Annotated in this window: 19 protein-coding genes; 14 read left to right on the top strand and 5 right to left on the bottom strand. The window is 70.8% G+C overall.

The features are described from left to right. Nucleotides 1–189 precede the first annotated feature (189 nt). Nucleotides 190–1,329 carry a helix-turn-helix domain-containing protein gene (locus MKD51_RS02420; protein WP_240237716.1) on the top strand — a complete coding sequence of 380 codons (1,140 nt, stop codon included), beginning with the start codon at nucleotides 190–192 and terminating at the stop codon, nucleotides 1,327–1,329. A gap of 33 nt (nucleotides 1,330–1,362) precedes the next feature. On the opposite strand, the gene MKD51_RS02415 is transcribed toward MKD51_RS02420, so the two are convergent. From MKD51_RS02415 to MKD51_RS02405, 3 genes are read right to left on the bottom strand one after another with little or no spacing between them, the layout of a single operon-like run. Continuing rightward, a complete protein-coding gene (locus MKD51_RS02415) occupies nucleotides 1,363–2,331 on the bottom strand; it encodes a C-terminal binding protein (protein WP_240237714.1) in 969 nt (322 codons plus the stop codon). After that, nucleotides 2,328–3,116: an aldolase/citrate lyase family protein gene (locus MKD51_RS02410; protein ID WP_240237706.1), complete on the bottom strand. Its 789-nt coding sequence runs from the start codon at nucleotides 3,114–3,116 to the stop codon at nucleotides 2,328–2,330. The genes MKD51_RS02415 and MKD51_RS02410 overlap by 4 nt, the downstream gene beginning before the upstream one ends. A 42-nt stretch (nucleotides 3,117–3,158) precedes the next feature. Then, nucleotides 3,159–4,580 (bottom strand): MFS transporter, encoded by a 1,422-nt coding sequence (locus MKD51_RS02405; protein ID WP_240237704.1) that lies wholly within the window; start codon nucleotides 4,578–4,580, stop codon nucleotides 3,159–3,161. A gap of 127 nt (nucleotides 4,581–4,707) precedes the next feature. Here MKD51_RS02405 and MKD51_RS02400 point away from each other — a divergent pair, with 127 nt between their 5' ends. The 5 genes from MKD51_RS02400 to MKD51_RS02380 all read left to right on the top strand — a co-directional run bounded on the left by MKD51_RS02400 (nucleotide 4,708) and on the right by MKD51_RS02380 (nucleotide 8,597). Next, the gene (locus tag MKD51_RS02400) at nucleotides 4,708–5,388 is read left to right on the top strand and encodes a GntR family transcriptional regulator (RefSeq protein ID WP_240237695.1); all 681 of its coding nucleotides are present in this window, start codon (nucleotides 4,708–4,710) and stop codon (nucleotides 5,386–5,388) included. A gap of 70 nt (nucleotides 5,389–5,458) precedes the next feature. Beyond that, nucleotides 5,459–6,718: a CoA transferase gene (locus tag MKD51_RS02395; RefSeq protein ID WP_240237693.1), complete on the top strand. Its 1,260-nt coding sequence runs from the start codon at nucleotides 5,459–5,461 to the stop codon at nucleotides 6,716–6,718. Further along, a complete protein-coding gene (locus tag MKD51_RS02390) occupies nucleotides 6,715–7,872 on the top strand; it encodes an acyl-CoA dehydrogenase family protein (protein WP_240237691.1) in 1,158 nt (385 codons plus the stop codon). Before MKD51_RS02395 ends, MKD51_RS02390 begins: the two co-directional genes overlap by 4 nt. 88 nt (nucleotides 7,873–7,960) lie before the next feature. Continuing rightward, nucleotides 7,961–8,191, top strand: a complete 231-nt coding sequence (locus tag MKD51_RS02385) for a hypothetical protein (RefSeq protein WP_240237689.1) — start codon at nucleotides 7,961–7,963, stop codon at nucleotides 8,189–8,191. Nucleotide 8,192: 1 nt separating this feature from the next. Next, nucleotides 8,193–8,597 (top strand): type II toxin-antitoxin system VapC family toxin, encoded by a 405-nt coding sequence (locus MKD51_RS02380; RefSeq protein WP_240237687.1) that lies wholly within the window; start codon nucleotides 8,193–8,195, stop codon nucleotides 8,595–8,597. A 43-nt stretch (nucleotides 8,598–8,640) separates the two neighbouring features. On the opposite strand, the gene MKD51_RS02375 is transcribed toward MKD51_RS02380, so the two are convergent. After that, nucleotides 8,641–9,483 carry an HAD family hydrolase gene (locus MKD51_RS02375; RefSeq protein ID WP_240237685.1) on the bottom strand — a complete coding sequence of 281 codons (843 nt, stop codon included), beginning with the start codon at nucleotides 9,481–9,483 and terminating at the stop codon, nucleotides 8,641–8,643. A gap of 69 nt (nucleotides 9,484–9,552) precedes the next feature. Between MKD51_RS02375 and MKD51_RS02370 the strand changes: the two genes are divergently transcribed. The 4 genes from MKD51_RS02370 to MKD51_RS02355 are packed head-to-tail and all read left to right on the top strand — an operon-like array spanning nucleotide 9,553 to nucleotide 14,163. Further along, on the top strand, nucleotides 9,553–10,566 hold the full coding sequence (locus tag MKD51_RS02370) for a LacI family DNA-binding transcriptional regulator (protein ID WP_186808160.1): 1,014 nt from the start codon (nucleotides 9,553–9,555) through the stop codon (nucleotides 10,564–10,566). A 52-nt stretch (nucleotides 10,567–10,618) separates the two neighbouring features. After that, entirely contained in the window at nucleotides 10,619–11,983 is a 1,365-nt protein-coding gene (locus MKD51_RS02365; RefSeq protein ID WP_240237683.1) for an MFS transporter, read from the top strand. 27 nt (nucleotides 11,984–12,010) lie between these two features. Next, nucleotides 12,011–13,351, top strand: coding sequence for a histidinol dehydrogenase (hisD, locus tag MKD51_RS02360; RefSeq protein WP_240237681.1), 1,341 nt, complete (start codon nucleotides 12,011–12,013; stop codon nucleotides 13,349–13,351). A gap of 56 nt (nucleotides 13,352–13,407) precedes the next feature. Continuing rightward, nucleotides 13,408–14,163, top strand: a complete 756-nt coding sequence (locus MKD51_RS02355) for a glucose 1-dehydrogenase (protein WP_146793842.1) — start codon at nucleotides 13,408–13,410, stop codon at nucleotides 14,161–14,163. Between the two features lie 15 nt (nucleotides 14,164–14,178). Here the strand turns inward: MKD51_RS02355 and MKD51_RS02350 are convergent, their stop codons facing one another. Continuing rightward, nucleotides 14,179–14,700 (bottom strand): DinB family protein, encoded by a 522-nt coding sequence (locus MKD51_RS02350; RefSeq protein WP_240237680.1) that lies wholly within the window; start codon nucleotides 14,698–14,700, stop codon nucleotides 14,179–14,181. 9 nt (nucleotides 14,701–14,709) lie between these two features. On the opposite strand from MKD51_RS02350, the gene MKD51_RS02345 reads away from it, so the two are divergent. The 4 genes from MKD51_RS02345 (at nucleotide 14,710) to MKD51_RS02330 (ending at nucleotide 18,067) form a co-directional block, all read left to right on the top strand. After that, nucleotides 14,710–14,958, top strand: a complete 249-nt coding sequence (locus MKD51_RS02345; RefSeq protein ID WP_240237678.1) for a hypothetical protein — start codon at nucleotides 14,710–14,712, stop codon at nucleotides 14,956–14,958. Nucleotides 14,959–15,088: 130 nt separating this feature from the next. After that, on the top strand, nucleotides 15,089–16,273 hold the full coding sequence (locus tag MKD51_RS02340) for an acetyl-CoA C-acyltransferase (protein ID WP_240237677.1): 1,185 nt from the start codon (nucleotides 15,089–15,091) through the stop codon (nucleotides 16,271–16,273). Between the two features lie 130 nt (nucleotides 16,274–16,403). Then, nucleotides 16,404–17,177, top strand: coding sequence for an enoyl-CoA hydratase/isomerase family protein (locus MKD51_RS02335; protein ID WP_240237675.1), 774 nt, complete (start codon nucleotides 16,404–16,406; stop codon nucleotides 17,175–17,177). After that, nucleotides 17,174–18,067 (top strand): 3-hydroxyacyl-CoA dehydrogenase family protein, encoded by an 894-nt coding sequence (locus MKD51_RS02330; RefSeq protein WP_240237673.1) that lies wholly within the window; start codon nucleotides 17,174–17,176, stop codon nucleotides 18,065–18,067. Before MKD51_RS02335 ends, MKD51_RS02330 begins: the two co-directional genes overlap by 4 nt. Nucleotides 18,068–18,075 lie beyond the last annotated feature (8 nt).

Below are 18,075 nucleotides of genomic sequence, written 5' to 3'. Positions count from 1 at the left end.
TCAATCGCCCACGCCTGGCGCCGGATTCTGTGCGTATGCACAATTTCAGGGCTGTCGAAGCGCGGACGCGAGCGATGGGAACCCGCCCGTAACCCGCGCGAAACATAGGTGACCTGCGGCATCGCAGTTCCCATCCGCACCCGCGGGCACGGCGATAGCCTGTGCAGACGTCCAGACGAGGAGGATGCGATGGAGCGGCTGGAGACCACGGCGGCATGGGGTCGGCTGCTCGAGCGCCTCGCGCTCGACCACGACGCGCTCGTCGACGACTTCATCGAACGACTGCGCGGGCTCGGCAGCTACGACGCGCGCCTGGTCTCGGAGGACGACCTGCGCCGCACGGCCGGCGAGACGATGGACATGCTCATCGCGCGGCTCGCGGGTGCCCCGCTCAGCGAGGAGCTGCGGGCGCTCCCGGCGCGACTCGGCGCCCGCCGTGCCCGCCAGGGCGTGGATCGAGAGAGCCTGCTGGAGGCCGTGCGCCTCGACTTCCGGGTGCTCTGGTCTGGCCTGCTGCGGGCCCTCGGCGATGCGCCGGCAGACCTGCTCGTGCTGCACGCGGAGGAGGTGCTCGAGGTCGTCGAGCGCTACATCGGCGACGTGCAGGTCGCGTTCCTCGACGAGCAGTCAGCGCTCGCGCAGGACACCCGCATCGATCGAGCGAGGGCGCTCGGCCGGCTGCTGGGCGCGGGGGCAGCGGCGCCGCAGGTCGCCGACGCGGAGGCGGCGCGGCTGCAGCTGCCGCTCGACGGCACCTTCGAGGTCGCCTTCGTGCTGGCGGCCGCCGCCGAACGAGCTCGGCGGTCGATCGCGCGAGCGGGCGGCGCCGCGACCATCACCTGGGATGCCGACGCGGGCGTCGTGGTCGTGCGCGAGGGAACGGGCGGCGCGCTCGCTGCCGCGCTCGAGGGGATCCCGGGCGGGCACGTGCCGGGGGTGCGCTCGCTCGCGGGAGTGCCCGCGGCAGCAGAGCTCGCGCGCGAGATCGCAGCCCATGCGGGAGCGGCGAGCGGCCTGGCGACCGAGCAGGACACCTGGCTCGCGATCGCCCACACCCGGCTCGCGCCGGTGCTGCCGAGCGTCGCGGGCGTGCGCACCGCGCTCGAGGCGCTGCCGGCCGGCGAGCGCGAGCGCGTCATCGCCACCGTGCGCAGCCTGTGCGCGACGGGATCGGTCAAGGAGACCGCGGCCGCGCAGTTCGTGCACCGCAACACGATCGTGAACCGGGTGGCCGCGTTCCGTGCCGCGACCGGCCTCGACGTCTCGGTGCCTGCGCAGGCGGCGATCGCGCTGCTCGGCATCGGGGGCGCTCGCCGGCCAGAGCGCTGACTGGCTGGCGAGCGCCGCGCGACCACCCCGTGCCTACGCCGCGCGATGCCGTTCGACGTGGTTCACCGCACTGCGCGGAGCCTCACCGCGGAGGATGCGAGCGGCTTCCTCGACGACCTTGCGCTTCGTCTCGGCGAGCGATTCCTCGCTCCAGTGCGCCGCGTGCGGGGTGAGGATCGCAGTCTCACAGGCGAGCAGGGGGTTGCCTGGCTCGGTCGGCTCGTGCAGGAACGCGTCGATGCCGGCACCGAAGAGGTGGCCCGACTGCAGCGCCTCGGCGAGCGCGTGCTCATCGATCAGGCCGCCGCGGGACACATTGACGAGGATCGAGCCTGGCTTCATCGCCGCGATCGAATCGCTGTCCAAGATGCCCTTGGTCGATTCCAGCAGCGGCACGTGCAGCGACAGGATGTCCGAGCGGGCGAGCAGCGCATCGCGGTCGACCGACTCGACGCCGAGCTCCTCGGCGATCGCGGTCGTGAGCGCGGGGTCGTGGGCGATCACGTGATAGCCGATGGCCTTCGCCATGACGGCGACGCGACGGCCGATGCGACCGATGCCCCACAGGCCGAACACCTGGTCGTCGGGGCGGTGCACTCCCGGGGCGAATGATGAGGCCCAACCGTCCGCCCGCATGCCCGCATCCAATGCCGGCAGTCTGCGCTGCACGGCGAGGGCGAGGGCGATTGCGTGCACGGCGACCTCGCGGAAGTTCGCGTCGGGCACGTTCGAGACCCAGATGCCGTGCTCGGTCGCGGCGGCGACGTCCAGGGTGTCGTACCCGATGCCGAACCGCACGATCGAGCGGCAGCGCGTGAGGCCCTCGACGACACGGCGCGTGATGTGCTCGCCAAGGACCAGCAGCGCATCCGCGTCGGCAGTGCCCGCCAGCAGCGCCTCCTCGGAGCTGCCATCGATCTCCACGTACTCGACGTCGGGCCCGAATGCATCGAGCACCTCGGCGCGCAGCGGGATCATGGTGTTGGTGGCGACGATCTTCATCGGGCAACCACGTCCTCGCGCGTGGCACGCGCGTCGAGCTGCGCGGCGACGCCCGCCCAGGCCTGCTGCGCTCCTCCGACGACAGACATGATGTCGGCGCCGACCATGAGCAGCGTCGCGCCGTCGGCGAGGTAGCCCTCGACCTCCGAGTCGGCGATCGTGAACGCCCCGTAGGCGACGCCGTGGCGCCGTGCGGTGTCACGGATCGTGCCGATCGCGGCGAGGTGCTCTGGCGAGCCCATCGCGACACCGAGCGACGTCGCAAGGTCGAAGGGCCCGATCACGACGACGTCGATGCCGGGCACCGCAAGGATGTCGTCGGCGTTCGCGAGCCCGAGCGCGGTCTCGATCTGGATGCCGACGAGGATCTCCCCGTTGGCGCGTGCGACGTGATCGACCATCGCGGCGCCATAGGCCGAGCCGCGACCGGGCCCCGTGCCCCGGCGACCCTCGGGGGCATAGCGGGCACGGTCGACGACCTCGCGCGCCTCCTCGACGGTCTCGATGCGCGGCACGATGAGGCCCGCAGCGCCGAGGTCGAGCGCACGAGCGATGTACGAGCCGACTTCGGGCACGCGCACGATCGCGGGGATCGGCGCGACATCGGCGGCTCGCACCAGGTGCTCGAGGGTGTCGATCGCGATCGGCGAGTGCTCCGCATCGATGAGCACGGCGTGGAAGCCGGTATGGCTCAGCGCCTCGATGACGGTCGGCGAGGGGATCATGGCGCACGTGGCGACGACGACGTCGTCGCGAACGCGATCGCGGAGTCCGTGGAATGGCATGGATGTGCTCCTACTCGGTTTCAGATGGTGTGCGGGCGTGCGTCAGTCGCGGGGCTGCCAGCCGCGCAGGGCAGGCGTGGTGTCGAGCTCTTCCTCCGTGAGGAATGGGCGGGCGATCACGACGCCGACGAGGGTCATGACGTGGGTGACGACGAGCAGCACGCCGACCAGCCACGGGGATCCACCAGATGCCGCGACGAGCGCCGTGGCGATCAGCGGGGCGGGGCCGGCGACCAGCGCACCTTGCAGCTCTCGCGAGGAGAAGAGCCCCGACGAGCGGTACTCCGCCTTGAAGAGCGCGGGCATGACGACCGTGTGGGCTGCCGAGGCTGCGCTCCAACCGAGGATGACCATCACAACGCTCGCGAAGACGATCGGGACGATCTGCGCTGTCGTGAGGATCGCGACGTAGGGGAAGGCGAAGAGCGCGCCGCCGATGATGCCGATCCACATGACCCTCTTCGACCCGATGCGGTCGCCGAGTCGACCGAAGAACACGAGTGCGACGACCATGCAGACGGTGACGGCCAGCGACATCACGAGGGTTTCGTTGCGCTCAAGGCCGAGCTCACCCGCCAGGTAGCTGATGCCGAACGCGGTGACGACGAAGCCGGTGGTGTTGAGGCTGGAGGGCACGAGGAAGCCCGCGATCCAGTTGCGAGGACTGGCCTTGATGGCCTCCGCCATGGCCGCGAACGGGTTGCGGCGGGCCGCGGAGATCTCACCGACGGCACGCTCGGCCTTGACCTTCTCGAACTCGGGCGATTCGTGCATCCTGCGACGCAAGATCAGGCCGATGACGGTGAAGACGGCGCCGAGCAGGAAGGGGATGCGCCAGCCCCACTCGAGGAACGCGTCGCCCGAGACGGTGGCGCTGATGAGCGTGAACAGGAGCGATGCTGCGATGCCTCCGATGCCGCCGCCCGCCATGGCGAGGGCGGAGAAGGCAGCCTTGTGCTTGCGGGTCGCCGACTCGTTGATGATCGTGATGGCACCCGCGAGCTCTGCGCCGGCCCCGAACCCCTGCGCGAGGCGCAGGACGACGAGCAGGATGGGTGCCCAGATGCCGATCTGCGCGTAGCCGGGCAGGAGGCCGATCCCGGTCGTGGCGACGCCGATGAGCAGCAACGAGAAGACGAGCACGGGGCGACGGCCGAAGCGGTCGCTCGCGGCGCCCAGCACGATGCCTCCGATGGGGCGGGCCACGAAGCCGACCGCGAAGGTCGCGAACGTCGCAAGGACACCGACGGCACCGGTCGCATCCGGGAAGAACAGGGGTGCGATGACAAGGCCGGCGACGATGCCGTAGAGGCCGTACTCGTACCACTCGATCGCGGTCCCGATGCCGGCTGCGACGGCGGCGCGGGCAGCCTGCCGCGTCGTGGGCTGCACGACACCTTCGGCGGCCGGCTTGCCGTCGGTGTCGGGGTCTGTCGCGGCGGCTCCAGATGCGGTGGTGGTCACGGTGAGCTCCTTTGCTCGATGTGCGGTGGACGGCCTTCGGCGCCCGTGGCCGAGGTCGAGCGCAACGCTAGCAAGCATTTCGCATTCTGTCGACAATCCACAGAATGCAAAGTGATAGAGTCGGTCCATGGCCCAGACAACGACTGACGCGATGCAGTTCGAGCGCATCGAGGCGGGGTCGCTCGTCAACGAAGCGCGGCGTCAGATTCGGCGGAGCATACTGGCCGGCAGCATCCGACCGGGAGAGCGCCTCAAGGATTCGGTGCTCGCCGAGCAGATGGGCATCAGCCGCTCTCCGGTTCGAGAAGCGCTTCGCCTCCTCGAACAGTCCGGCCTCGTCGAGAAGACGGCCAACCGCTCGTACAGGATTCCAACCTTTGCCGCCGAGGACTTCGAAGAGCTGGCCGCCTTGCGCGCAGCAGACGAGGTGCTCGCGATCCGAGTCATCGTCTCGCAGCGCCTTCCGCTCGACTCTCTCGAGGCCGCGATCCAAGAGATCGACGACGCGGGAGCCGATCCGGCGAAGGGCGCGGCCGCCGATGCGGCGTTCCACGCCGCGGTCGTCCGCCTCGCGGGCTTCCCTCGCCTCGTCGAACGCTACTCAGGGCTCGTCGACCAGATTCGACTGATGCTGCTCGCGAGCGAGATGGAGACGTGGGGGCGGGATGCTCGCCTGCTCACCAACCACACGCGGCTCATGGACGAGCTGCGGCGAGCCATGGATGGCGGCGACATGCACCGCCTCATCCGCGCGTGGGAGGACCACGTGTTCGGGATGCAACCAGCGCGCTCTGTGCACCCGTTGTGACGGGCGTCGCTCACTGGGTCTCTGCGGCCAGGGATTGCCCGATGACGGAACGATCCGGCATGCTGGTGCAATGCAGCCAGGAGCAGCCGCCGACGACGCCACGCTGAGCGGCCTCGTCGTCGCCGACCTCTCGCGCGTGCTGGCCGGGCCGCTCGTCGGGGCAACGCTCGCCGACCTCGGCGCACGGGTCATCAAGGTCGAGCAGCCTGGCACCGGCGACGGCACCCGCGCATGGTCTCCTCCGGCATCCGCCACCGGCTCGACCTACTTCGACAGCGCCAATCGCGGCAAGGAATCGGTGGTGCTCGACCTGGCCGAGCCCGCCGATCTCGTTCTCGCTCGCGAGCTCGTCGCGCGAGCCGATGTCGTGATCGAGAACTTCCGCCCGGGCGCAGCCACGAGGCTCGGGCTCGACCGCGATGCGCTGCTCGCCGAGCACCCCGGCCTCGTCTGGTGCTCGATCACCGGCTACGGCACGCAGGCGGGCGGGGCCGATCGCGCGGGCTACGACTTCGTGCTGCAGGCAGCCAGCGGCCTCATGCACATCACCGGCGACGCCGACGGACCGCCGACGAAGGCGGGCGTCGCGCTCGTCGACGTGCTCACCGCCAAGGATGCGCTCGCAGGCATCCTGGCCGCGCTGCTGCGCCGCGGCCGCACCGGCCGCGGCGGGCTGGTCGAGGTGGCGCTGCTCTCGAGCATCCAAGCGGCGCTCGTCAACCAGCTGCAGGCGGTGCTCGGGCCGATCACCCCAGAGGGCACTCCCCCGAACGCCGACGCCGCCGAGCCCCGCCGTGCCGGCAGCGCGCATCCGTCGATCGTGCCCTACCAGCTGCTCGCCACCGCCGACGGGCCGCTCGCGGTCGCGGTCGGCACCGACGGGCAGTTCCGCGCCTTCGCCGCGCTGCTGGGCGTGCCGACACTCGCCGACGACCCCCGCTTCGCCACCAACCGGCAGCGCGTCGCGCATCGCGAGGCGCTCGTGCCGCTGCTCGAGACCGCGCTCGCCGCCGACGGCGCGGTTGCCTGGGAGGAGCGGATGCTCGCCGCCGGCCTCGTCGCCAGCCGCGTGCGCACCATCGGCGAGGGCCTCGAGCTCGCGGCGGCGGTCGGGCTCGACCCCTTCCGTGAGGTGCGCGGCGCAGCCGGCGTCGGCCGCCAGCTGGCGTCGCCGATCCGCATCGATCGCGACGCCCGCACGGCCTCGACCGCGCCTCCCCTGCTCGGCGAGCACGACGCTTCCGTGCGAGCCTGGCTCTCGCAGCCGCCACCCACCGCATCCCCTGCACCCGCATCCGCCGCACGCGCACCCCACCGAGGAGCCCCATGACCACCGACCTGCTCGATCTCGAGTCGCTGCTGACCGACGAGGAGCGCGCGGTGCGGGCGCGGGTGCGGGCGCTCGTCGACCGCGAGATCCGGCCGCACATCGCCGACTGGTTCGAGCGCGCGCACTTCCCGCTCGATCTCGTGCCGAAGCTCGCCGCCGAGGGGCTGCTGGGCATGCACATCACGGGCTACGGATGCGCGGGGCGCTCGGCCGTGGAGTACGGCATCGCGATGCAGGAGCTCGAGGCGGGCGACAGCGGCATCCGCACCTTCGTGTCGGTGCAGGGCTCGCTCGCGATGTCGGCGATCGCGAAGCACGGCTCGGAGGAGCAGAAGCAGGCGTGGCTCCCGCGGATGGCCGCGGGCGAGGCGATCGGATGCTTCGGGCTGACGGAGCCGAACGCGGGCAGCGACCCGGGCGCGATGCAGACCTTCGCGCGGCGCGACGGCGACGACTGGGTGATCGACGGCGCCAAGCGCTGGATCGGGCTCGCGTCGATCGCGGATGTGGCGGTCATCTGGGCGCAGACCGAGGAGGGCGTGCGCGGGTTCCTGGTGGAGACCTCGACGCCGGGCTTCACGGCGACCGCGATCGAGCCGAAGCTGTCGATGCGGGCGTCGATCCAGTGCGACATCGCGCTCGAGGGTGTGCGGGTGCCGGAGTCTGCTCGACTCCCCGGGGCGCGCGGACTGCGCGGGCCGTTCGAGTGCCTCAACGAGGCGCGCTTCGGCATCGCGTGGGGGGCGCTGGGCGCTGGGCGGGATGCACTCGAGACCGCGCTCGCCTACGCGGGCGAGCGCGAGGTGTTCGGGCGACCGCTCGCCGGCATGCAGCTGACGCAGGCGCGGCTGGCCGAGATGGTGCTCTCGCTGCAGCAGGCGCAGCTGCTGGCGCTGCACCTGGGGCGCCGCAAGGACGCCGGCCTGCTGCGCCCGCACGAGATCTCGATGGGCAAGCTCGCCTCCTGCCGCACGGCGATCACGATCTGCCGTGAGGCGCGGGCGCTGCTGGGCGGCAACGGCATCTCGCTCGAGCACTCGCCCATGCGGCACGCGGCGAACCTCGAGAGCGTGCGCACCTACGAAGGCACCGACGAGGTGCACACGCTCGTGATCGGGCAGGCGCTAACGGGGCTAGCGGCGTTCCGGGGGTGACGTTCCCGGCCTCTCGCGCAGATCGAGCAAGCGCGCGGAGCACAATTGCCTGCATGCAGGTTTCATGCAGCTGCAATAGACTCGGACCATGAGCAGCGAGATCATCCAGGTCCGCGACGTCCCCTCCGAGGATGCGCGAGCCCTGCGCGCACGCGCACGCGCACGGAACATGTCGTTGTCCAGCTATCTCCGCGAGCTCATCCACGACGACGCGTCTCGCCCCCTGATGGCAGACGTCGTGGCGCGCATCGCTTCGCGCGACAGCATCGAGGCCGGTGCCGCAGAGATCCAGTCGTTCATCGACGCCGATCGACGTTGAGATGACCGTCGTCGATGCGTCGATCGTCGTGCGACTGCTGCAGAACCGCCGCGGCGACGCAGCGCTTCGCGAGCGCTTCGGTCGACAACGCGAGTTCCATGCACCGGAGCTCATCGCAGCAGAGGTCGCGTCAGCGATCCGCGGGCTGTTGCTGACCTCGAAGCCCGCCATCCAGATCACCCAAGAGCGCGCGCAGCAGATGCTCGACGACTTCGCGGATCTGCCGCTCGTGCGCTACCCGATGCAACCCTTCCAGCGGCGAGTCTTGGCGCTGCGACACAACTTCACCGCCTACGACGCGTTGTACGTCGCCCTCGCAGAGTCGCTCGGGATGCCGCTGCTCACGGATGACCGGAAGTTCGCCGGTGGCCCGGAGCAGGCAGCCGTCATAGAGACCTGGCCGTGATCGGCCGCAGCAGGGTGAGGCGGGGCAGCCGACCGATCCCGCCTCAGACCAGCAGCCGCTCCAGCACTTGCACCACGCCGTGCTCGACGTTGCTCGGGGCGCGGTAGCGGGCCGTCGCGAGCACGTCGGGATGGGCGTTCGCCATCGCGAAGGTCCAGTCGGCGTCGGCGAGCATGCCGAGATCGTTGAGATAGTCGCCGAAGACCACCGTCTGCGCCGGGGTCACGCCCAGCTCGCGCTGCAGCGCCTCGACGCCGAGCCGCTTGTCGACGCTGTCGTGGATGACGTCGGCCCAGTTCGGCGAGCCGATCATGACGCGGTGCCCCGCGGGCCCGGGCGTGAGCCACCGCTCGGCGGCGGCCGCAGAGCCGCTCGCCGCATACACCGCGAGCTTCAGCACGTCGTCGGTGCGGTCGAGCAGATCCTCAACCACCTCGAACGCCACGTGATACTGCTGCGCCTCCGCGACGAAGACGGGGTCGGTCGACTCGATCGAGGCGATCTCGCGGCGGCTCGCGACGAGGTCCAGCTCACCGTCCGACTCCCGCACCGTGTGCACGATCTGCCGCACCGCATCCGGGTCGACCGTCGTGGTGCCGATGACTTCGCCGTCGTGGGTGGCGATGGCGCCGTTCTCAGCGATGCACGAGAATGTGCCGGCTCGCGCGAAGAGGTGCTCGAGGGTGGCCAGCTGGCGGCCGCTCGCGGGCGCGAAGGCGATGCCGGCTGCCTGCATGCGCGTCAGCAACGGCCAGAACGCGTCGGGCACGCGGCCGTCGGCGTCGAGCAGCGTGCCGTCCATGTCGCACACCACGAGACGGATGTCGAGATCAGCGGGAACGTCGAACGGCGGCACGTCGGCAGCGAGGTCGGGTGCAGTCTTCACAGCACCATCGTCGCAGAGCGTGACGACTTCTGCGCTGCATGCGCATGCGAAGCGCGAGACGCTAGAGGCATGACCCGCCGAGTCACCAGCTTCGACGTCGCCCGCCTGGCCGGCGTCTCGCAGTCCACCGTCTCCCGCGCGCTCCGCAACCTGCCCAACATCACGCCCGCCACGCGAGCGAAGGTCGCGCGGGCCGCGACAGAGCTGCGCTATGTGCCGCTGCAGTCTGGTCGCTCGCTCTCCACGCGGATCACCGGCCGCATCGCGGTCGTCTCGGAGGCGCTCACGAATCCGTTCTACCCGCAGCTGCTGGAGCCACTTCGCCAACGTCTTGCCGATCAGGGCTACCAGACGGTGCTCATCGGCGATCACGAGGACGACGCGCTGACCGTCGCGGCGCTCTCCGATGGCTCGTACGACGGCGTCATCGACACGACCGCGAGCCGCACATCTCGACTGCCTCGCGCCATGGCCGAAGCGGGCCTGCCGTGCGTGCTCGTCAATCGCATGACCGACGACCCCGATGAGCTGTCATGCACGTTCGACGACGAGGCCGGCGCCGCACGACTGGCCGGCTTGCTCATCGAGCTCGGCCACACCGACTTCGCCCTCATCGCCGGCCCTGAGCAGTACTCCACGAGCGCGCGTCGCGAACGCGGGCTGCGAACGGCGCTCGACGAGGCCGGGCTGTGGATCCCAGACCGCCGCACGAAGCACGTCGAGTTCGGCGCCGACAGCGGACACCGTGCAGCGCTCGAGCTGTTGGCGCAGCCACAGCGCGCCAGCGTGCTCTTCTGCCTCAACGATGTGCTCGCGCTCGGTGCCTTGAACGCTGCCACATCGCTCGAGCTGGACGTCCCGGGCGACGTGTCGGTCGTCGGATTCGACGACATCGCGATCGCGGGCTGGGATCGCTTCGCGCTCACCACGGTGCGATGCGATCTCGAGGCGCTCGCCGCAGAGGCCGTCGACATGCTCACACGCCTCGTTCGAGGGCTCACCGTCGATGGGTCGCGCACGATCGAGGTCGAGGTCGTCGCCCGTCAGACGCACGCTGCAGCGAAGGCAGCCGTCGTGCGTTGAGTTTCATACGTATGCACAGCAGGCTCTCCTTGTCTGTCAAAGGAGACATCTCATGAGCAACGACACTGCATCAGCCCGCCGCAAGAGCGCCCGGCTCTCGCTCCAGTCCGGCACCATCGGCGCCATCGTCGAGTGGTACGAGTACACGATCTACGGCCTGGCCTCAGCCCTCGTGTTCGGCCACGTCTTCTTTCCGGATCTCGAACCCGCGATCGGTCAGATCGTCTCGCTCGCGACGTTCGGCGTCGGCTTCCTCGCCCGCCCGATCGGCGCCTTCGTCGCCGGTCACCTCGGTGACGTGATCGGTCGCAAGTCGACGCTGATCCTGACGTTCTCGATCATGACGGTCTCGACCGCAGCGATCGGCCTGTTGCCCGGGCACGCGCAGATCGGCATCGCTGCACCCCTGCTGCTGTGCGTGCTGCGCCTCGCGCAGGGGTTCGCGGTCGGCGGAGAGTGGGGCGGCGCAGCGATCATCGCGGTCGAGAACGCGCCGCGCGAACGCCGCGGCTTCTTCGGCTCCTGGCCGCAGATCGGCGTCTCCGCCGGGCTGCTGCTCGGCACGGCCGTGGTGAGCCTCGTCGCCTGGGTCTCCGGCGATGCCTTCGCCGAGTGGGGATGGCGCGTGCCGTTCCTGCTCAGCATCCTCCTCGCCGCGGTCGGCTTCTACATTCGCCTGCGGGCGACCGAGAGCCCCGCGTTCCTCGAGGAGAAGGCGCGCATGGAGGCCGAGCAGGAGGAGCAGAAGGCGCCGCTGCCCGTGCTCTTCAAGCACCACCGTCGCTCGCTGCTGATCGCGATCTTCGGTCGCTTCGCCGAGGCGGGCAACTACTACCTCTTCACGACCTTCGTGCTCAGCTACGTCGCGGTGAACCTCGGCGTCGACAGCTGGGTCGGTCTGACCGCCTCCATGGTGGGCGCGGCCGCCAACATCGTGATGATCCCGATCTACGGCGCACTCTCTGATCGCATCGGCCGGCGGCGCACCTTCTTGATCGGTGCCGCGCTCATCATCGCGGTGTCGGCACCGACATTCCTGCTCGTGCAGAGCGGGGAGGCCTGGGCGATCATCCTCGGCGTGCTGCTGTTCCTCGGGCTCGGCCACGGCATGGTCTACGCCCCGATGCCTGCGCTGTACTGCGAGCTGTTCCCCACGAAGGTCCGCTACTCCGGCATCTCCGTCGGCTACCAGATGGCCTCGATCCTGCTCGCGAGCTTCACCCCCGCGCTCGCCAGCGCGATGGTGCTGTGGAGCGACGGTTCGATCTGGCCGGTGATCGCGTTCGCGATCGTCTGCACCCTGATCGCCGCGGTCGCCGTCTGGTTCGCACCGGACAACCGTCACCTCGAGCTGAACGAGATCGGTCAGCTGCCCGCCGACCGGGCGGACGCCGGGCGCGTGCCCGCCGCAGTCTGAACCCACCAACCGCGAAGGAGAACCATCATGACCATCGTGACCGACCAGCCGATCTCGACGATCGACCTCAAGCTGCCCTCGGGCGACGCCGCAGAGCGCGGCAGCACCGCCGACGTCCGTCAGATCGTGGAGGGCGTCATCTCCGACATCCGCGAGCGGGGCGACGAAGCCGTGCGCGAGTACTCGAAGAAGTTCGACGACTACGCGCCCGACTCCTTCCTGCTCTCGGAGGAGCAGCTCGACGAGATCGTCGCGCGAGTTCCCGAGCAGGTGCTCGAGGACATCCGCTTCGTGCAGGAGCAGGTGCGCCACATGGCGCAGAAGCAGCTCGAGTCGCTGAGCGACTTCGAGATCGAGACCCTGCCAGGGGTGCTGCTAGGGCAGAAGCACGTGCCGATCCAGGCCGCAGGCGCCTACGTCCCCGGCGGCAAGTACCCGTTGCTCGCCAGCGCCCACATGACGATCGTCACCGCCAAGGTCGCCGGCGTCGAGCGCGTCGCGGCCTGCACGCCGCTGATCAAGGGCGAGGTGCCCGACGCGACCGTCGCCGCCATGCGTTTGGCAGGTGCAGACGAGATCTACCTGCTCGGCGGCATCCAGGCTGTCGCCGCCATGGCCGTCGGCACCGAGACCATCGCTCCCGTGAACATGCTGGCCGGCCCCGGCAACGCCTTCGTGGCCGAGGCGAAGCGGCAGCTCTTCGGCGAGGTCGGCATCGACCTGTTCGCGGGCCCCACCGAAGTGCTCATCGTCGCCGATGAGCACGCCGACCCGTTCGTCGTCGCGGTCGATCTGCTCTCGCAGGCCGAGCACGGGCCCGACTCGCCCGCGATCCTCATCACGACCAGCGAGGACCTCGGCCGCACGGTCATCGAGCACATCGATGCGCTCCTGCCGGGCATGTCGACGCGCGACTTCGCCGAGGCCGCGTGGCGCGACTGGGGCGCCGTGCATGTCGTGACGACGCTCGACGACGCCTACGCGCTCGCCGACCGCTACGCATCCGAGCACGTCCAGATCCTCACGCAGCAGCCGCGCGAGGCGCTCGAGAAGATGCACGACTACGGCGCGCTCTTCCTCGGCGAGGGCACCTGCGTCTCATACGGCGACAAGGTCATCGGCACCAACCACGTGCTCCCCACCCGCGGCGCCGCTCGCTACACGGGTGGCTTGTGGGTCGGCAAGTATCTGCGCACCGTCACGTACCAGGAGGTCGTCAACGAGGAGTCGAGCGCGTTCCTGGGCGAGCTGTGCGGTCGCGCGGCACGCGTCGAACGCTTCGAGGGTCACGCCCGTTCAGGCGACATCCGCGCTGCGAAGTACGGCGGTGCCGAGCTGCCCTGGACCGAGCACACGTTCCAGCGGTGAGTGGCTGCGGCGGCCGGCCCTCGGGTCGGCTGCTGCCAGAGCGAGAGGCACGCATCATGCAGACGGATGCTTCGGGTCGCTTCCAGGGGCGTGTTGCGTTGGTCACAGGCGCCGGCAGGGGCCTTGGCGCAGCGATCGCCGATCGGCTCGCAGCCGGTGGCGCGACGGTGCTCGGCACCAGCCGCTCAACAGAGGAGGCGCAGCGCATCGGCGACCGCTACGGCACCCGCCCCTGTGTGCTCGACCTCACGGAGATCGCGTCGATCGAGCCAGCGATCCAGCACGCGACCGACGCTGCGGGCGGCATCGATCTGCTCGTCAACAACGCCGGCGTCAACGTGCCTGTCCCCGCGCTGCAGCTGCGAGAGGACGACTGGGATGCGGTGCACGACGTCAACGTGAAGGGCACCTTCTTCGTCACGCAGGCGCTCGCGCGCCACTGGGTCTCGCGTGGCGCGCCAGGCGCGGTGGTGACGATCGGATCGCAGGCGGGGATCGTCGCGATCGAGGATCGCGCCGCATATGGTTCCAGCAAGGCGGCGATCGCTCAGCTCACGCGCCAGCTCGCCTTCGAATGGGGGCAGCACGGCATTCGCGTGAACGCCGTGGCACCGACCTTCGTGCCGACGGAGCTGACCGCATCGACGCTCTCCGAACCGGTGGTCGCCGAGCGCCTGCTCGCCCGCATACCGCTGGGCCGATTCGGCACGGCTGACGAGGTCGCCGATGCGGTCGCCTTCTTGCTCAGCGACGCCGCCTCCCTCATCACCGGTCACACGCTCGTCGCCGACGGCGGCTATACCGTCCACTGACCGGCGGACGCCGGATCAGGCCCGAGTCACGTCGACCGCGTGGTGCTCGAGGTCGTGCAGCGCGTAGACGAGCAGCGTCTCGACGGTGAAGACCGAGCCGTTGGAGCGCCTGCCGGGCCGCTCCCACGCGTCTGACGGCACCCCATCCGCCGCGCCTGCGAGCGACGCGGCAGCCAGGTCGAGCTCGGCGGCCACGTGCTCGGGCTCGAGGCTCGCGTAGTCGCCGTCGATCGCCGCCTGATCCTGATCCCAGTTGGCGAACTCGGGGTCGGGCGCTCCCAGCAGCTGCTCGAGGCGCGTCTGCATGACGCCGCAGACGTCGCGCACGTGCGCCGCGTACTCCAGCGGCGACCAGGTCGCGTCGTCGGGGCGCTCGCTCACCGCATCGCCGTGGAGCCGCTGGTGCATCGCGGCGGCGGCATGGCGGATGCGTCGGCCGAGGTCGTCGCGGTCGACCGCCAGCGGGTCGAACCCGCACTCGGCGCAGCGCTCGTGGAGGACCCAGGTCCAGTCCTTGGTGTCGGGCTCGATCGGCATGCAGCCAGCATGCCATCGCCAGACATCATCCCGGAGGATGAGGCCGCCGAGACCCAGGAGGGACGCGGCACGGCACTCCTTCTTCCTACCGTCGAAGCAGACGAAAGGAACCGCATCATGGAGATGTTCTCACTGCTCTTCACCGCCGCCGAGGCCGCGCTCGTGGCGCTCGGCATCGCCACCATCACGGTGGTCGCCATCGGCGGCCTCATCGTCGGCACCGCCTCCTTCGCGGGCAACCGCCGCCGCGCGCGCTGACGCAGACCGTGGGCCCGCGCTTGCGAGCGCATCCGGCGGGGCATACTGTATTCCTGAACGATCGGTCACTAATTCGTGGAGCGGTGCGCATCGCCCGCTCGGTGATCACGACGATGGAGTCAGGAGTCCCATGCCCGAGGCCCTTCTCGTCGGAGGTGTGCGCACTCCCGTCGGCCGCTACGGCGGCGCGCTCGCGAGCATCCGCCCCGACGACCTGGCTGCGCTCGTGGTCGGCGAGGCGGTGCGTCGCGCCGGCCTCGACCCGGCGACGATCGACGAGGTGATCCTCGGCGGCGCCAACCAGGCCGGTGAGGACAACCGCAACGTCGCCCGCATGGCCACGCTGCTGGCGGGGCTGCCCGATGAGATCCCGGGCATGACCGTCAACCGCCTGTGCTCCTCCGGCATGTCGGCGATCATCATGGCCTCGCAGATGATCCGCGCCGGCGACGCCGACATCGTGATCGCCGGCGGCGTCGAGTCGATGACGCGCGCGCCCTGGGTGCAGGCCAAGCCCGAGCGCCCGTGGGCCAAGCCCGGCGAGGCCTTCGACACCTCGATCGGCTGGCGCTTCACGAACCCGCGGCTCGCGGCCCGCGACAAGGCCACCTTCTCGATGCCCGAGACGGCCGAGGAGGTCGCTCGCGTCGACGGCATCACGCGCGAGCAGGCCGACGCCTTCGCGCTCTGCTCCCACGAGCGCGCCATCGCCGCGATCGACGCCGGCCGCTTCGCCGACGAGATCGTGGCGGTGCCGACGAAGGCCGGCGACGTGACGGTCGACGAGGGGCCGCGACGGGAGACGACGAAGGATGCGCTGGCGCGCCTGAGGCCCGTCGTCACCGGTGGCTCCGTGGTCACCGCAGGCAACGCGTCCAGCCTCAACGACGGTGCGTCGGCGATCGTCGTCGCCTCTGATGCAGCGGTCGAGCGGCTGGGCCTTGCCGCGCGCGCTCGCGTGGTGGGCGGCGCGAGCGCGGGCATCGCGCCAGAGATCATGGGGCTCGGGCCCGTGCCCGCGACCGAGAAGCTGCTCGCCCGCACGGGGCTGTCGATCGGCGACCTGGGCGCCGTCGAGCTGAACGAGGCCTTCGCGACGCAGTCGATCGGCACGATCCGGCGGCTGGGGCTCGACGACAGCATCGTGAACGCCGACGGCGGTGCGATCGCGCTCGGCCACCCGTTGGGCTCGTCGGGCTCGCGGCTGGTCGTGACGCTGCTCGGCCGGATGGAGCGCGAGGGCGCCGACCGAGGCCTCGCCACCATGTGCGTCGGCGTCGGCCAGGGCACCGCGATCATCCTGGAGCGGGTGTGACCATGCGCACCGCCACGACGGCCCGGTCCGTCAACCGGTGTAGAGCGCACGCGACGGGATTATCGCGTCGTCGCCGATCTGCACCGGTTGAGTGGCCGGCCTTGCCGGGACAGTCGGCCGAGGGCGCCGCATGAGCACCAGCCTCCGCATCGAGGATCGCGGCAGCCACCTGCTCGCCACCCTCGACCGACCCGAGAAGCGCAACGCCATCGACCAGGAGCTCGTCGACGCGCTGCACGCGCTCTGCGCCCGGCTCGAGGTCGAGCGGCGCACGCTCGTGCTCGCCGGCAGCGGCGGCGACTTCGCGGCCGGCGCCGACATCGCGCAGCTGCGCGAGCGCCGCGCCCCCGACGCGCTCGCGGGCATCAACACCCGCTGCTTCCAGCGCATCCGCGCCCTGCCGATGCCGGTGATCGCCGTGCTCGAGGGCTACGCGCTCGGCGGCGGCGCAGAGCTCGCCTACGCCGCCGACATCCGCATCGGCACGCCGACGCTGCAGATCGGCAACCCCGAGACGGGCCTCGGCATCATCGCCGCCGCCGGCGCCACCTGGCGGCTGCCGCAGATCGTCGGCGACGCGGTCGCGAGCGAGATGCTCCTGACCGGCCGGCTGCTCAGCGCCGGCGAGGCGCTCACCGCGGGCCTCGTGAGCGCTGTGCTCGAACCCGAGGCCGCGCTCGCCCGCGCCACCGAGATCGCCGAGCGCATCGCGAAGCTCGACCCCGCCGCTACGCAGGCGACGAAGCGCACGCTGCTCGCCCCCGCGAGCGCGCATCCCGCCATCGAGCTGCAGGAGCAGGCCGTGCTGTTCGAGAGCGACGAGAAGCAGCGCCGCATGACGGCGTTCCTCGAGCGGCGCAGCCGATCGACCGGGGCCGCCACCGAGGGGAAGGCGCGGCGATGACCGAGCAGCAGATCGACGACACGGATGCCGTGGTCGGCGCAGGCGCGCCCGAGCGCGTCGGGGTGTTGGGCGGCGGCCGCATGGGTGCCGGCATCGCGCACGCCTTCGTGCTGGCCGGCAGCCAGGTGATCATCGTCGAGCGCGACGCCGCCGCGGCCGACGCCGCCCGCGGCCGCGTGACCGAGAGCCTGCGCGCGAGCGTCGAGCGCGGCTGGTCCGAGCCGCTGGTCGAGCTCGAGGGCCGCATCACGGTCGCCCTCGACGTCGACGCCTTCACCGACAGCGGCCTCGTGATCGAGGCCGTGCCCGAGGATGAGGGGCTGAAGGCGGATGCGCTGGCGCGCGTCGAGGCGGTCCTGGCCGACCGCGCGGCGCTGGCGAGCAACACCTCCTCCATCTCCATCGATCGGCTGGCGGCGAGGCTGACCCGCCCCGAGCGCTTCCTAGGGCTGCACTTCTTCAACCCGGTGCCCGCATCCGCGCTGGTGGAGATCGTGCTGGGCGACGCCTCCGCCCCGGCGCTCGCGAACGACGCGCGTGCCTGGGTGGAGGCGCTCGGCAAGACGCCCGTGACCGTGCACGATGCGCCGGGCTTCGCGAGCTCACGACTCGGTGTCGCGCTGGGCCTGGAGGCGATCCGCATGGTCGAGGAGGGCGTGGCGAGCCCCGGCGACATCGACGCGGCCATGGAGCTCGGCTACAAGCACCCGGCCGGGCCGCTGCGCACCACCGACATCGTGGGGCTCGACGTGCGGCTCGGCATCGCCGAGCAGCTGCACCGCGATCTGGGCGAGCGCTTCGCACCCCCGCAGCTGCTGCGCGACATGGTCGCCGAGGGCCGCCTCGGCAAGAAGGCCGGCCGCGGCTTCTACGACTGGACTGCACCGTGACCCACCCC

It is taken from the genome of Agrococcus sp. ARC_14 (assembly GCF_022436485.1).
Lineage (GTDB): Bacteria > Actinomycetota > Actinomycetes > Actinomycetales > Microbacteriaceae > Agrococcus.
Note: the sequence above shows the minus strand (reverse complement) of the source record. Positions and strands in the feature narration are given on the sequence as shown.